Annotated in this window: 16 protein-coding genes; 12 read left to right on the top strand and 4 right to left on the bottom strand. The window is 61.6% G+C overall.

Translation table 11 applies throughout. The features are described 5' to 3' along the window. Positions 1 to 2: 2 nt before the first annotated feature. From FAA97_RS09935 to FAA97_RS09900, 8 genes are all read left to right on the top strand, one after another. Complete coding sequence (locus FAA97_RS09935; RefSeq protein ID WP_136598390.1) at positions 3 to 263, top strand: hypothetical protein; 261 nt, start codon at positions 3 to 5, stop codon at positions 261 to 263. Then, entirely contained in the window at positions 263 to 1837 is a 1575-nt protein-coding gene (locus FAA97_RS09930; RefSeq protein ID WP_136598389.1) for a Na+/H+ antiporter subunit D, read from the top strand. The genes FAA97_RS09935 and FAA97_RS09930 overlap by 1 nt, the downstream gene beginning before the upstream one ends. Beyond that, a complete protein-coding gene (locus tag FAA97_RS09925; protein ID WP_136598388.1) occupies positions 1834 to 2307 on the top strand; it encodes a Na+/H+ antiporter subunit E in 474 nt (157 codons plus the stop codon). The genes FAA97_RS09930 and FAA97_RS09925 overlap by 4 nt, the downstream gene beginning before the upstream one ends. Then, positions 2307 to 2696: a cation:proton antiporter gene (locus FAA97_RS09920; RefSeq protein WP_136598387.1), complete on the top strand. Its 390-nt coding sequence runs from the start codon at positions 2307 to 2309 to the stop codon at positions 2694 to 2696. Before FAA97_RS09925 ends, FAA97_RS09920 begins: the two co-directional genes overlap by 1 nt. Positions 2697 to 2698: 2 nt before the next feature. Continuing rightward, positions 2699 to 3025 (top strand): monovalent cation/H(+) antiporter subunit G, encoded by a 327-nt coding sequence (gene mnhG, locus FAA97_RS09915; protein ID WP_168800971.1) that lies wholly within the window; start codon positions 2699 to 2701, stop codon positions 3023 to 3025. A gap of 410 nt (positions 3026 to 3435) precedes the next feature. Continuing rightward, positions 3436 to 3864, top strand: a complete 429-nt coding sequence (locus FAA97_RS09910) for a Ros/MucR family transcriptional regulator (RefSeq protein WP_136598385.1) — start codon at positions 3436 to 3438, stop codon at positions 3862 to 3864. A gap of 198 nt (positions 3865 to 4062) precedes the next feature. Next, positions 4063 to 4491: a helix-turn-helix domain-containing protein gene (locus FAA97_RS21275; RefSeq protein WP_246041407.1), complete on the top strand. Its 429-nt coding sequence runs from the start codon at positions 4063 to 4065 to the stop codon at positions 4489 to 4491. A gap of 13 nt (positions 4492 to 4504) precedes the next feature. After that, complete coding sequence (locus tag FAA97_RS09900) at positions 4505 to 5356, top strand: DUF6456 domain-containing protein (protein WP_246041406.1); 852 nt, start codon at positions 4505 to 4507, stop codon at positions 5354 to 5356. 16 nt (positions 5357 to 5372) lie between these two features. Here FAA97_RS09900 and FAA97_RS09895 read toward each other — a convergent pair whose 3' ends face one another. The 3 genes from FAA97_RS09895 to FAA97_RS09885 form a co-directional block, all read right to left on the bottom strand. Continuing rightward, positions 5373 to 5789 carry a SufE family protein gene (locus FAA97_RS09895; RefSeq protein ID WP_136598384.1) on the bottom strand — a complete coding sequence of 139 codons (417 nt, stop codon included), beginning with the start codon at positions 5787 to 5789 and terminating at the stop codon, positions 5373 to 5375. 139 nt (positions 5790 to 5928) lie between these two features. Continuing rightward, positions 5929 to 6963: a hypothetical protein gene (locus FAA97_RS09890; RefSeq protein ID WP_136598383.1), complete on the bottom strand. Its 1035-nt coding sequence runs from the start codon at positions 6961 to 6963 to the stop codon at positions 5929 to 5931. Between the two features lie 381 nt (positions 6964 to 7344). Continuing rightward, positions 7345 to 7812 (bottom strand): DUF5330 domain-containing protein, encoded by a 468-nt coding sequence (locus FAA97_RS09885; RefSeq protein ID WP_136598382.1) that lies wholly within the window; start codon positions 7810 to 7812, stop codon positions 7345 to 7347. A 480-nt stretch (positions 7813 to 8292) separates the two neighbouring features. On the opposite strand from FAA97_RS09885, the gene FAA97_RS09880 reads away from it, so the two are divergent. Continuing rightward, complete coding sequence (locus tag FAA97_RS09880) at positions 8293 to 9822, top strand: sensor histidine kinase (RefSeq protein ID WP_136598843.1); 1530 nt, start codon at positions 8293 to 8295, stop codon at positions 9820 to 9822. Beyond that, positions 9794 to 10852, top strand: coding sequence for a peptidoglycan-binding domain-containing protein (locus tag FAA97_RS09875; RefSeq protein ID WP_136598381.1), 1059 nt, complete (start codon positions 9794 to 9796; stop codon positions 10850 to 10852). Before FAA97_RS09880 ends, FAA97_RS09875 begins: the two co-directional genes overlap by 29 nt. A gap of 49 nt (positions 10853 to 10901) precedes the next feature. Here FAA97_RS09875 and FAA97_RS09870 read toward each other — a convergent pair whose 3' ends face one another. Continuing rightward, positions 10902 to 11885 (bottom strand): glycosyltransferase, encoded by a 984-nt coding sequence (locus FAA97_RS09870; protein WP_136598380.1) that lies wholly within the window; start codon positions 11883 to 11885, stop codon positions 10902 to 10904. Positions 11886 to 12093: 208 nt separating this feature from the next. Here FAA97_RS09870 and FAA97_RS09865 point away from each other — a divergent pair, with 208 nt between their 5' ends. Beyond that, on the top strand, positions 12094 to 13587 hold the full coding sequence (locus tag FAA97_RS09865; RefSeq protein ID WP_136598379.1) for a methyl-accepting chemotaxis protein: 1494 nt from the start codon (positions 12094 to 12096) through the stop codon (positions 13585 to 13587). An 80-nt stretch (positions 13588 to 13667) separates the two neighbouring features. Next, a complete protein-coding gene (locus FAA97_RS09860) occupies positions 13668 to 13982 on the top strand; it encodes a HigA family addiction module antitoxin (protein WP_136598378.1) in 315 nt (104 codons plus the stop codon). The last annotated feature ends 12 nt before the right edge of the window (positions 13983 to 13994 follow it).

Here is a 13994-nt window from a genome sequence, read left to right as displayed (position 1 = left end):
GAATGATCGCAGCCATCGCGTGCACCGGTTCTTCGGCTGGCCAGATTGTGCCGGGGCTTACCCCCCTTGAGGCAGGGCAATTGCCTATGGATTTTGAGCAGCGCATGAAGAGGGAGGCAGAAGACGACAGCGATACCCCAAATGCCATTAACCTGCCCCGCATGAGAGAGATGCCTGCCTTTCGCAAGGTTCAGGGCACCAAGGGGGGTGACCACACCTCCCGACCATTGACATTTCATGAAGACCACGGAGGTCGCGCCTGATGGCTGCACCCAGCACCCAAGTTGTTGATTACGCTGCCGCCATGGTCACCGAGCCGGCAAGTTTCGCGCAGTGGCTGACCGTCACGCCGATTGCGCTTTGCATGGCCTTTGCCGCCTTCCTGATGATGATCCGCCACCGCGTGCACTGGCATCCGCCGGTCGCCATCCTCGGGCTGCTGCTGCTCGTTCTCAACACGATCCTTCTGCTTCGCCAGGTGCTTGCAGATGGCCCGATCACCATGATGATGGGCCGCTGGCTGCCGCCCTTCGGCATTGCCATCACGGTGGATCTCACCGGCGCGCTGCTTGCGCTGTCCGCTGCCATCGTCGCCTTGGCCTGCGTGCTCTACGCGCAGGTGGAGATTGATCGCAGCGGTCGCCGCTATGGCTTCTATCCGCTGTTGATGATGCTGATGGCCGGCGTTTGCGGCGCCTTCCTCACCGGCGATATCTTCAACCTCTATGTCTGGTTCGAGGTGCTGCTGATATCGTCCTTCGGTCTCCTGATCCTCGGCTCGGAACACAGGCAGATCGATGGCGCGCTGAAATATGCGGTGCTGAACCTCATTGCCACCACGCTCTTCCTGATTGCGGTCGCCTATCTTTACGGCATCTTCGGCACGCTCAACATGGCCGATATCGCCCGCAAGGTGCCGCTCTACCAGGAAACGGCGCCGCTGGTGACGCTGTCGGCACTCTTCATCCTGGCCTTCTCGATGAAGGCTGCGGCCTTCCCGGTCAATTTCTGGCTGCCCGCCTCCTATCACACGCCGCGCGTCGTCGTCTCGGCCCTGTTTGCCGGGCTTCTGACCAAGGTCGGCGTCTATGCGCTGATGCGCGTCATGGTCATGCTGTTTCCGGTGGAGCGCGAAACCCTGAGCCTGCCGATTGCCGTTGTCGCCGTGCTGACCCTGATCTTCGGGGCGCTGGGCGCGCTGGCGCAAAGCGATGTTCGCCGCTTTCTCGGCTTCGTCGTGATCGCCGGCATCGGCAACATGTTCGTCGGCGTCGCCATCGGCGGCGAGGCGGCGGTTGGCGCGGCGCTGCTTTATGCGCTGCATTCGATCATCCTGATGACGGCGCTCTATCTGGTCGCCGGCGAAATCGCCCGCATCGGCGGCAGCTTCAATCTCGCCTCCGTGTCCGGCCTGTGGACCGCAGCGCCGGTCTTCGGCGCGGTCTCGCTGGCCCTGTTCTTCGCCGCAAGCGGTCTGCCGCCGTTTTCCGGCTTCTGGCCCAAGGCGCTGCTCGTCAAGGCATCGATCGATATCGGCGCCTGGTGGCTTGCCGCAGCCGTGCTCATCTCCGGCTTTTTCACCACCATCGCCTTCGGTCGCGTCTTTCTCTTCGCCTTCTGGAAGCCGGCGCCGGCAGACCGCCCCGTGTCCGCCGGTCCGATCAGGCCAGGCGAAACCGGCTGGCGCTTGACGCCGATCGTGCTGCTTGGCGGGCTCGTCGTCTGGTTCGGCCTGTTTCCGGAACAGCTGATTTCGGCAACGCATGACGCCGCCATCGGCCTGTCGAGCCCCGTTGCCTATATCGGGTCCGTCTTCACCCAGGGAGGTGCGCAATGAGCCTTTATCTCTTGAGCCTCGTCATGGCGGTGATCTGGGCTGTGGTGAGCGGCAGCTTCACCTTTCACAATCTGCTGTTCGGTCTCGCCATCTCGGTGGTCACCCTGATCCTGGTGAAGGATCAGATCGCCGGACCCGATTATGTCAGCCGCACGCGTCGCATCCTCTCGCTCATCCTCCTTTTTGTCGTCGAACTCGCCAAGTCTGCCTGGAAGGTCGCGATCCTCGTGGTCTCGCCGAAGCTGGATGTGAAGCCCGGTATCTTCGCCTATCCGCTGACGGTCAAAAGCGATTGGGAGATCGCGCTCCTGGCCAATCTCATCACGCTGACCCCCGGCACGCTCTCGGTTGATGTCTCCGAAGATCGCTCGACGCTTTATGTCCACGGCATTGATTGCTCCGATGTGGAGGCCGCTCGCCGCGATATCGCCGAAGGCTTCGAGAAGAAGATCATGGAGGCCTTTGCCTGATGACACCCGAACAGATCATCTCAGCCGCCAGCTATCTCGCCGTCGTCATCCTGATCGTGGCGCTGGTGCTCACCGTCTACCGAGCCATCATCGGCCCCACACTGCCTGATCGGGTCGTCGCCCTCGACATGCTGGTCGGCATCGTCATCGGCTTCATCGCCGTCGTGGCACTCGGCACCGGCTACACGCTCTATATCGATATCGCCATCGCGCTCGGCCTTGTCGGCTTCCTCGCAACCGTCGCCTTTGCCCGCTTCATCCTGGCGCGCGGGCGGGTGGGCGAGGGGGAGACGACGGGCAGCGGCCCTGCCGGCCGAAATGGCCCGTCGCGGAAGGCCCGCGCAGCAGGCGCTAAAAATCCAGCCGCAGCTCCGGACGGGAAGGTCTGATCATGGCCACAGTCTTTGCCCTCATCATCGCCCTGCTTATCGTCGGTGGCGCCGTGTTTTCGCTGATCGCGGCCATCGGCGTCAATCGCCTGCCGGATGTCTATAGCCGCATGCATGCAGCGTCGAAGGCCGGTACGGTCGGCTCCGGCCTGCTGCTGCTCGCCATGGGCCTGCACTCGGGCGATATCGCCATCTTCGGCCGGGCTTTTGCCGGAATCATCTTCTTCGTCCTCACCGCCCCGATCGCCGCGCATTTGCTCGCCCGTGCGGCCCATAAAGTGGGTTATCCACTGGATTCTGTCTCAGTTAGGGATGATCTGCCTAAGTAAATCGGTTTGAGGTGGAGAATTTCGTGCGTTGAGTGACATTCGTTACGCAATCCGCTGTCGCAACAAAGACAGTGTTTGCGTGGTCGCTTATCTTTATACCCGTGAAATCCTGCAGAAATACCGGGTGGACTTTTGCGGTGGCAATGATATTCCACTCGTGAGAATGCTTTCTGCTGCTTCGCAAGGTTGAAGGTTGAGGGGACAGGTATTCACCACAAGAGATTCATTGTGGTTATGCAGGTTTTATCAATCTTGTTGAAAGTAAGGCCCTAAAAAATGGGGGTGGCCGGAGGCGAGTGCTTTCTCAAGGTAAGCTATGTTCTGCGTTTCAGGCATCTAGGCTTGAATGCAGGGCTTCTGATCGTGAACAGGCTGCGGCGGCGCCTGGGATGGATGAACAGGAGACTGAAATGAGTGAAGTACAACAGGGTCTCGACCCGCAACTGCTGGTCGAACTCACGGCGGATATCGTGGCGGCCTATGTCGGCAACCACGTCGTCCAGGCGGGCGATCTCGCCCAGCTGATCGGTGATATCCACCAGGCCCTTAGCAATACGTCTTCGCCGACCCCGGTTATCGTGCCGGTGGAAAAGCCGAAGCCGCCAGTGCCGATCCGCAAGTCGATCGAGGACGACTATCTGATCTGCCTGGAAGACGGTCAAAAGTTCAAGTCGCTCAAGCGGCACCTGATGACCCATTACAACATGACCCCGGACGAATATCGCGAAAAGTGGGGCCTCCCCGCCGATTACCCGATGGTGGCACCGGCCTATGCCGAAGCGCGTTCGCGTCTCGCCAAGGAAATGGGTCTCGGCCAGCGCCGCAAGCGCTCCAAGTAATCCATCAGGCCTCATTGAAGGTTGCGTTTGAAGGCTGGGAGAGATCCCGGCCTTTTCAACTTTAGGAATAAGATCCGGATCTCTTTGTCTGAGGCAAAGCTTTCAGCCGCGGGAATTGCGCTATCCCTATCAATTCAGGGTTTTTAATCGGCATTCCTCTGCTATCTTCATAGGAAGAAAATCCTAGAGGAGCGAAACATGCAAGCCAGCCCATCCCCGCATTATGCCCTTCGCGTCATCGAGCTGCCAGATCTTCCGCCGCAGCAAGGTGCATCCCCTTTTCCCGAAGCCGCCCCGTCGCCGCAGAACGTCCCGAACCGGCTCCTCTGCATGATCATCCGCGAGTTTGCCCAGCATCTGCTGGAAGGCTTCGGCATGGTGCCATCGGGCGTCAATTCTCGCCGGGCGCATGCCCATATCCGCCAGGTCTCCATGTATGTTTGCCATGTCACGCTGCCGCTCAGCATGGAGGAGGTGGCACGCGCCTTCGGCCGGGATCGCAGCACCGTCAGCCATGCCTGCCGGATGGTGGAAAGCCGCCGCGACGATCCGGCCTATGACGCCTTTGTCGGCACGGTGGAGCGCATGGCGGGTGCCGTCGCGCTGCTTTCGCGCCATGCAGCCTGAGGGGGAGGGCACCATGACCAGAACCGCAACCGCAAGTCCGCGCGCAGCCGGCCTGTCCGCTCCAGCAAAAGCCGCAGGCGCCTCCGCTCTGCGCCAGGAGGCCAAGGCCATCCGCCGCCTGCTGCGCCAGCTTCTCGACGGCCCGATCAGCTTGCCGAACAGCCACGAGGCGGACGGGCCGGATCATGCCCCCGGCATCGAACGCGCGCTCGTGCGAAGGCTGGTGGCGCAAGGACTGATAAGGCTGGAGGGCAACAGGCTTGCCGCCACGGGCGAAACACGCGCTTATCTCCGCCGCGCCTTGAGCGATCAGCCCGAATCGCGCTTTGCCGATCAGCACCGCGCCATCGAGCCGGTCTTGGAGACGGAGGGCAAGGTCCGCCGCGTGCTCCGGCGCAATGCCAAGGCCTCAGCCCTCCAGCCGCTGATCAGGCTGCGCGAGCGCAATGGAGCGCCCTTTTTGTCTGCGGAGGCCATAGAGGCCGGCGAACGTCTCGCTGCCGATTTCGACTTTGGCGGCCTGCAGCCGCGCATCACTGCTTCCTGGGAGCCGCGCCTTTCGACGAAGCTGCGCGGCCAGCCATCGGCGTCCACGGAACTCTCCGACAGCCGTTATGCGGCCCGCGCCCGCGTGTCGCACGCCGTCAACGCCATGGGACCGGAACTTGCAGGCGTCGCGCTCGATATCTGCTGCTTCGGCAAAGGGCTGGAGCTTGTGGAGCGCGAGCGTCAATGGCCGGCCCGTTCGGCAAAACTCATGCTGCGCGCAGCCCTTCTGGCGCTTGCCCGCCACTACGCCCCGCCAGCGCCCGCAAAAAGGTCAAGGCATTGGGGCGCTGACGGCTTTCGCTCAGAGATCGACTGACAGGCAAGAGAGGCCGTCAGGCCATGCGCCTGGCGGCCTCTTCGCGGATCCGCTGGATCATCGAGCGCAGCCCATTGGCGCGCTGCGCCGTCAGGTGTTCGAGAAGCCCGAGCTGACGGAAAAGATCGAGCGCATCGAAGGCAACGACCTCGGAGGCTTTTCTGCCGGAATAGGCTTGCAGCACGATGGCCACCAGCCCCCGCACGATAAAGGCATCGCTGTCACCGGCAAAGGTCATCACCGGATCGGGCCCTTCGCCCGCCGACACCGAAAGCCAGACCTGGCTTGCGCAGCCCTGCACCTTGTTCTCGGAGGTCTTCTCGGCATCGTCCAGATCCGGCAGCGCCTTGCCAAGCTCGATGACATAGCGCATCCGGTCCTCCCAATCCTCGAGAAACCCGAAATCATCGATCATCTGATCCAAAGTCGTCATTCAGCACCCGCCTGTTGTCTGGGTCTCATATAGGGGAAGCGGATTGGCTTGTGTACTGGGGCAGGGGTGGAATTGGGAGGGCTCTTTGAGCGTTCGCCACGCTATGGGTCCGTCATGGGTTACTGGATTTCTCCCACTGTTATTGACTATCTCGAAACCACACAGCTGACCAAATTTGTGTGAAATTTTCTTCCAGCCAAAGTCCCCAGTCCGCTGGGGCCGGGTCAATACGTCGATGTTGCGGCTCGATGTCCGCTGCCTTACGCAATGTCCGAGATACCAGACGGTTGGCATCTGCATTGAAGTCGTCTTCTAGGTACTCGGCAGCATCCCACCATCGCCAGCCGCCGGCATGCGCAACAAATTGGTTGCGAAGAAAATATATGCGTTCGGCAAGGTCTCCTGCGTTTTGACCGAGCCCGAGTGCCTGAACAAGGTCCCGTCGATTACGCTTAGGATTGCCCGGAGCCCAATTCCAATCAAGATATTGAAGCGCATGCAGAACACAATCATAGGCAACCAATGCTTCCAGTTCAAACTCGGCGGACATTAAGCTCTGAGCTCGGAGAAAATGAAAGACGCCCTGATGTATTGCGGGGTCTAGAGTGTTTCTCGACACCCACTTGGAACGAGAGTCTCGTGGTGTTGCGGAATAGGTGCACCACATGTCTGCGCAGCTTCTTTCAGCCCGCGCAAAGATCTCTCGGTTCGAAGGTCTTGGCCAAGCATCACTGTACCGTTGATATGCTCCACCAATGCCAAAAGGCTGCAGGACGAGACCGTTCCGTTCCCAAACGGCCATAATCACCTTTGCGATGTTGGAACGGTGTATGTATTGGCGTGCGTAATGCCCAAACCATCCAAGAGCATCCGAGGCGACGTCGTCTTTGAGGGTTCCCTGCCAGCCAAAAGCCCAGCCAGGCACGATCGAGCTTACGACAAGACCCTTTCCACTCGGGCGAGCGCGCCACTCGTTTCCCTTCATTGAGAACTCCACCGCACCCTTGTCATCTAGGAGTGTTGAAATGCACTCACACCAGTTGGTCCGTTTCGCAAGCGCATCAAAGAAACGATCAACATCTGCGGCAAATCGACCGCGTTGTAACGCTGTCGGCTCGCGTTTATCGAACCAAGTCAAGATTAGCGATTTAGCTTGCACTCGTGCGGAACTCATTCAATAGCCTATTAAGTGTTGCGGTTCGACTTGTCGCAGAATAGCTCGCATTTTTTCGAATGTCGGCTTTACACTTCTCCATTAGTGTCGGTATTGAAGTAAAGATGATATGCGTCGAAGAAATACAAGCTGAGTGCGCGGTCCTCCAATGTCACCTGCTGCACTTTTTAACTTAGGCCAGGCCCGTCGGCTAACGTCCCAAACACCTCCGCACCCCAACATCCCAAAAAAGTGCCGCAAGGATTGCTCCTTGCGGCCCGGTAAATACCGATAACAGTTTGGGACAGGCAGACAGGCAGCCGCCGATAGCGCGGCTGCAAGAGGGGTGGGCGCTCGGCCCGAATGGGTGTCGGCTTCAGGAGAGAGGCCGGGTGATCCGGGTCAGTAGACCGGTTTGCGATAGGGTTGCGGCAGGTTGCCTTCGCGGGCGGTCGGGGTCACCGTGCCGGTGGTGAACGGCGCGTCGGTTTCCGCGTGGGCATGAGCCGGCTGCACGATTTCCACCGCATGGCCGCGCTTCAGCTGAGGGGCGGCCTCGATCGCGTCGGCAACCGTTTCCGGCTCGCCATCGCCGGCAAGCTGGCGGTCGATGAGCTGGTAGGCGACCAGCGCGCCTTCGCGAGCTCTGGCGCCGATGGCCTCAAGCGTTTCCCGGCCGCTTTCGCAAACCTCCGGTTTCTCCACGCAGAGCGAGGAGACATAGTCATAGGCGCCGCTGACGGCGGTAAAGGCATCGGTGACGTTGAACTGCGGTCCGCCCTCGACTTCCTCGCGCGGTGGCGCTGCCAGGAAGGAGAGCGCCACCAGCGCCACCGTCGAATAGAATGTTCCCTTGATCAGAAACCACATGTCGTCACCAGTATCCCTGTATCCGGTCGTGCCGGAAGGCGTCGGGTTTGTCCCGAACTTCTGCTGCAAACTCTTAAGGCCGATTCGCGAAGATCACTTTTCGAAAGCCGGTCGGGTTTGAGGCGAATTTGATTAAAATTGTCGACATCGCTCAACCCTTGCGCGACGTCTGCGCAATTTGGCCGAAGCGGTTAAGCATATTTGTGGCAGGAGGCCCCGAAATCCACCGCTTCTTGCGATGCCCGTTTGCGGCAAACGTTAACACCACTGCTAAAATTCTAGTAAAATCAACAGATACGCTCCGTTAACCATAAATCCGAAAGGGCAAAATCCCTGTCCCGAAACGGATCAGAACGGCCCCATCCAAGGCTTAGCGAGGCCCCGCCTTATCTATTCCTTAAGCGCGTGGCGGCTATCGTCCGGGCATCGAATTTCTCTTCAAACCGGTCGCAGGTTCCTCGCGTGGTTGTATTGCGTAAAATGTCGGAGGATGTCGCCTCCCTGCTGGACGAGGTGGCAAGCCGCTGCCTGCCGTTGCAGTCGGAAGGTCGGGCCACCGATCAAGGCGAGGTCGTGCTCTTGCGGCGTCTGACGCTTGCCGCTCTGCCAGGCTTTTTCCTCCTGCCGGCTCTTCTGTCTGCAATTTTCGGTTATGCCGTCGGCCTGCCGCTCGGCGTCGGTCTTGCCGCTGCCTGCTACATGCTGTTTGCCGTGGCGCTGGTTGCCGGGCGCCGTTACGGCCGCGCCACGGTGTCTGCGGAAACGCCGCTGCCCGGCCTCGTCGACCAGTCGTTCCAGACATGCCCCGGCCTTTTCCTGACGCTTGATCCGACAGGCATGGTGCGTTCAACCGGTGGCCGCGATCGCGAGATCTATCTGGGCTTCCTGCGCGAGCCGGTCCTGCGCCCCTTTGCCGAACATGTGCATGTCTCGGATCGCATTGCCTTTGCGCAAGGGCTCGATGCGCTACGCCAGGGAGCTGATGCCGTGGTGGCCGATCTGCGTCTCGACCGCCCGGTCATTGCTGCCGGCCAGCCGCAATTCCTCAATGCCCGCATGGACATGACGGCACTGCGCAACGAAGACGGCCAGCTGCTTGCCGTGCAGGCGCAGATCCTCGATATCGAAGGCGAGATGCGCATGCGCGATGCCGTGCGCCGCAAGGAGCATGAGGCGATCGATGCGCATGAAACCAAGAGCCGGTTTCTTGCGGCCGTCAGCCATGAGCTGCGCACGCCGCTCAACGCCATTCTCGGCTTTTCCGATATCCTGATCGGCGAATATTTCGGCAAGCTGGAAACCGATCGCCAGCGCGAATATGTGCAGCTGATCCGCCAGTCCGGCGCGCATCTTCTCTCCGTCGTCAACACCATGCTCGACATGTCGAAGATCGAGGCTGGCCGCTACGAGCTCAATCTGGAGCGCTTCGAGGTCGATAGCGCGGTCACCGCCTGCGAGCGCATGCTCTCGCTGCAGGCGTCGGACAAGGGCGTCAAGCTGACGAGCCGCATCGCACGCGGCGTGGGTGATGTGGTGGCCGATGAGCGGGCGCTGCGTCAGATCCTTATCAATCTCGTCGGCAATGCGATCAAGTTCACCGAGGAAGGCGGCGTTGTCACCATCGATGCCGCGAGCGACGGCGCCAATCTGACGCTTTCCGTCAGCGATACCGGTGTTGGCATCCCCGCCGACAAGATCGCAATGCTGGGCCGCCCCTTCACACAAGTGCAGAACGATCTCAATCGCCATTACGAGGGTTCCGGTCTCGGCCTGTCGCTGGTAAAGGGTCTGGCAGCGCTGCATGGCGGCAGCTTCTCCATCACCAGCCGCCCGGGCGAGGGCACGGTTGTTTCCGTCACCCTGCCGCTCGATGGCTCAGGTGCTGCCGCCGCCGAAAGCGACGGCAATATCATGGTCGAGTTTCCGCCACGCCTTGCGCAAAACGAAAAGACAGGAGCCTTGCTCGGGAACGCAAACGGCCATGACGAAGCGCAAGCGAAAATCGCCTGACAAGAAAGTATCCGTCACCGGTCGCGTCCTGACGCTTGCCGTCACGGGCGGTGCAGCACTTTGGCAGCTTGCCGGTCGCCATCCGCGTCTGGTGGGCGGCGTCTCCACCTTTGCCGTGCTCTTTGCCACCGTCGCTGCCAATGCCATCTGGTATCAGCCGGGTCAGCACCCGTCGCCGTTTTTGCGCACCCGCAGCGCAAGCGATTTCACCAGCCTGCTCGGCGCCCCGCGCTCGACCCTTCTGGCGGATCGGGATCAGACCGATGTCACCACCTTCCGCGTCGAGCGGGAAGGCGAGGGCGAGGCTGCCCCGCCGCCCTTCACAGCCGATAGCGCAGCCGTCATGTCCGTGCAGCGCGCTTTGACCGCCCGCGGCCTTTATGACGGCGCCGCCGACGGCGTCATCGGCCCGCGCACCGAAGCCGCGATCAGCCAGTTCCAGACCTCGGTCGGCATGCAAGCCGATGGTCAGGTCACAGAGGCGCTCGTGGCCATGCTGGCAGCTCAGGACCCGGGTTTCACCGCAGCCGTTCCGGCCCAGCGCCCGTCGGATCTTTCCGGCCTCGAGACCGCTGTCGATCCGGTCGCTGCCGCCATTCGCAGCGCGTCTAGCACCATCAGCACCGAAAGACCCGCAGATCAGGCGCGCAAACCCGTGAGCCCGGCCCGCTATCAGCCGGCAAAACCACAAGCCGCAAAACCGCAAGCGCCCGCACAGCAGGCCGCCGCCCAAAAACCTCAGCGCCAGGTGCAGCCCGCTGGCCCCGTGCCACCGCGCGCCGTTGCCCCATCTCCGCCACAGGCTGCAACTGTGCAGCCAGCCACGCCCGCGAGCTACGATCCCGGCCTTGTCATGGATATCCAGCGCGGCCTCACCAACATGGCCTATCGCGACGTCGTCATCGACGGCATGCCGGGCGAAAGCACGCGCGAGGCGATCCGCCGGTTCGAGCGTCACTACCAGATGCCGGTCACCGGCGAACCCAGCACCGCCGTGTTGAAGAAACTGCGCGCCATCGGTGCGCTCTGATCCCAAAGCGGGGACTGCAAACGGGCCTCTTGCCCAGCGGCCGGCAGCCTCAATCTTCCCAGGGCAGAAGCGTCTCGCCGCGCGCCGCGCGCCCCTCGACCACGCCATCATGCAGCCGCGCACCATTGGCAATCCGCTCGTAAAGGGCAAGATAGCGCTCCGTCATCCGCTCGGCAGTGAAATTCTCCTGGAAATGCCGGTGGATGGCGCGACGGTCGTAGTCGCCGATCGCTTTGATCGCCGCCACCAGTTCATTGCCATTGGCTGAAAGCGCACCGGCAAAGCCCGGTACCAGCTCGGGCAGCGCGCCATAGGGCGTGGCAAAAACCGGCAGGCCGAAATACATCGCCTCGATCACGGCAATGCCAAAGGGTTCGTGCCAGCGCACGGGGAAAAGAAGCCCGCATGCCGGTTTCAGATGGCGCGCCTTTTCAGCGTCGTCGACCATGCCGTAGAACCGCGCATTGGGATCGAGCGTCAGGCGAAATCCCATCTTGAAGTTCACCCGGTGGCCGCCCAGCACCGAAAGTGGCCGCTGCGCCTTGCGCGCCACCCGCACGGCCCCTTTGATGTTCTTCACCTTCCACGCGGCCTTGGCGAGAAACACCAGCGGTCCTCCGGTCGCATCGAGATCCGGTGGCGGATAGGCGCGTGGATCGACACCGTTATGCACATAGGCGTTCGCCCCATGGCTTGCCGCATGGTGGGCGGAGACGAAGATTGTGTTGGGGTGGTAGCGCGCCGGTGTCTTGGCATTGCCATGCACGGTCTGACACACAGGACCGTCCCAGTCCGGGTCAAGCCCGCAATGGCTGTGCACCACATCGACGCCGGCGGGGACCTGTTCGCGCAGCGGACGGTCCGGATTAAGCGGCAGGACGTCGCCGTGCTCGAAACGCGATCCCGCTGGCGCAAGCAATGTCACCCTGTGGCCGCGTTCGGCCAGGCCGCGCGCGAGCCAAAGGATCATGCGCTCTGTCCCGCCATACTGCAGCGCCGGAAGCTTGGCTGAAGAAATCAGAAGAATATGCATGTCTGTCCGCTCGTTCGTTCTGTCATCGTCGCGCTAGCACAGGGGCAGCCGCTTGAGAATGCGGCACCGGATCGCCAAGAGCCAATGGTCGCGCAGGCTTCAGTGACTTTCCAACTCTTGGTTTATCCCAAAGCCGATTTCGCTCAACCTTAAAGCTTTCGTTAAGCATAGACGCCTACCCTCTGATGTTTGAGTAGGGAGGATGCTCATGACCTTGGCACGAAAGATCAATGAGGCGCACGGGTTGGCAAGCCGGCCCGAAGGGGCGGGCGCGGTCGAGGATGAACCGCCGGCAGCGCGAGAGCCCCATGGCCCCGATGCGCCTGACCTTCGTGCCATCATCGAGCGCCTGGCCAAGGAGGCCTCGAGCCTCGGTCTCGATATCGTCGATATCGGCGGTGCCATTCAGGATGTCGCGCAGATCTCGCGCAGCCATGCGGGCACATTTGACAGCATCACCCGCACGGCCCTGTCTTTGGCCGAGACCAGCCGCGAGGTGGCAACCACCCTTGGCGAGACCGACAGATCGGCAGGCGAGGCCCGCCATATGCTTGGCGAAAGTGCCGACAGGCTCACCGGCGCCGTCGGCAAGATCGATCACATGGTCGAGGCATCGGAGGAAATCGGCACCGAAATCGGCACCTTTGCCAAGACCCTCAGCGAGGTCGACAAGGTGGCGGAGGAAATCGGCACGATTGCCCGCCAGACCAATCTCCTGGCCCTCAATGCCGCCATCGAAGCCGCAAGGGCTGGCGACGCCGGCAAGGGCTTTGCCGTGGTGGCGGCAGAAGTGCGGGCGCTTGCGCTCCAGACCTCACAGGCGACCGGCACCATCCAGCAGACGCTGAACGAGCTGCGCCAGAAGATCAACCGCCTGACGGAAGCCGGGCGCGGCGCAACAGAAAGTGCACGCGATGTCCGACAGACCTCGCAGGCGATGAACCAGTCCTTTTCCGCCATGGAAGAGGTAATCACCCGCATCCTCGATTCCTCCTCGGTGATGGCGAGAACCACGGAAAACGTCGATCGCCAGTGTTCCGATCTCGTCGTCACGCTGAACACGATGTCTGGCGAAGTGCGCCAGTCCGACCAGTATCTGCAGGCAACCGCCGGACGGATCGACAAGGTGGTGGCGCTCTCGGAAACCCTGGTGCAGCTCACCGCCAGCGCCGGCATCCGTACGGTCGACAGCGAATGGATCGATACGGCAGTCGACGTGGCCTCAAGGATTTCGGCCGTCTTCGAACAGGCGGTGGCCACAGGCCAGATCAGCCAGCGCGATCTTTTCGACCGCACCTATCGCCCGATATCCGGCACCGATCCGGTGCAGATGATGACGGCCTTCGTCGCCTTCACCGATCAGGTCCTGCCCGAGATCATCGAGCCGGTCGCGGCAAGCTCCGAGTGTATCGGCTTTTGCGCCGCCGTCGATGAGAATGGTTTTCTGCCAACCCACAACAGGAAGTTTTCCGCGCCGCAGCGCCCCGGCGATACGGTGTGGAACACCGCCAACTGCCGCAACCGCCGCATCTTCAACGATCGCGTCGGCCTTGCCGCCGGCCGGTCCACTGCGCCCTTCCTGGTCCAGACCTACCGCCGCGACATGGGCGGCGGCAATTTCGTGCTGATGAAGGATATCTCCGCCCCCATCACCGTCAACGGCCGCCATTGGGGCGGCCTGCGGCTGGCGGTGAAGGCGTAGGTGTAGTGTGTGGCTTGTCGCTTCCAGACTGGTGTTCGACAGTAAAGAGCCACTCGGTCTGACACGTTGGAAGTCGCCCCATGGAAAGAGATCCCGGATATCGTCTGAAAAGCCCTGTTCATCCAGGTGACTTCATTCGCCATGAGATCGTCGAGCCTCTCGGTCTCACCGTGACCGTGGCGGCCGCCGCGTTGGGTGTAACGCGTGCGGCCCTCTCGGCGCTGCTCAATCAGCGCGCCAGCCTCTCGCCTGAAATGGCGCTGCGCCTCGAAAAGGCCTTCGGTGTCAAGATGGATACGTTGATCCGCATGCAGAGCAGCTTCGACATCGCCGCCGCAAGACGCCGTGCCGATGAAATTGCCGTTTTGCCCTACAAGAGCGCGGCGTCTCGCTGAGCCTCGGTGTTC

This window comes from Peteryoungia ipomoeae (assembly GCF_004912165.1).
GTDB classification, from domain to species: domain Bacteria; phylum Pseudomonadota; class Alphaproteobacteria; order Rhizobiales; family Rhizobiaceae; genus Allorhizobium; species Allorhizobium ipomoeae.
The sequence above is the reverse complement of the archived record's forward strand: the minus strand, read 5'-3'. Positions and strand labels throughout refer to the sequence as shown.